Origin of the sequence: Tersicoccus phoenicis, from assembly GCF_001968835.1 — a bacterium.
GTDB lineage: Bacteria > Actinomycetota > Actinomycetes > Actinomycetales > Micrococcaceae > Tersicoccus > Tersicoccus phoenicis.
Genome location: NZ_MRDE01000109.1, coordinates 1 through 303, shown reverse-complemented (window position 1 = coordinate 303; position 303 = coordinate 1). Strand labels below are relative to the sequence as shown.

Annotated in this window: 1 pseudogene; it reads left to right on the top strand. The window is 64.7% G+C overall.

Going from position 1 to position 303, the window contains the following annotated elements:
- Nucleotides 1–303: pseudogene (locus BKD30_RS15195) on the top strand (IS1634 family transposase); the annotation flags it as partial.

The following is a 303-nucleotide window of genomic DNA, read 5'->3' as shown; positions in this document are numbered from 1 at the left end:
CCCTGGAGATCGGCTGTTTCGAGGGCAACAAGGCCGAGACGTTGACGATCGTGCCGATCGTGACGGCCTTCCAGGCCCGCCACGGCCTGGCTGACATGGTGGTCGTCGCCGACGCCGGCATGCTCTCGTCCACGAATCTGAAGGACCTCGACGAGGCCGGTCTGCGGTTCATCGTCGGCTCACGGGTGACCAAGGCGCCCAAGGACCTGGAATCGCACTTCCGTTGGCATGGTGACGCGTTCACCGACGGGCAGATCATCGACACCATCACCCCACGCACCGGGCACAAGGTCGAGAACGACC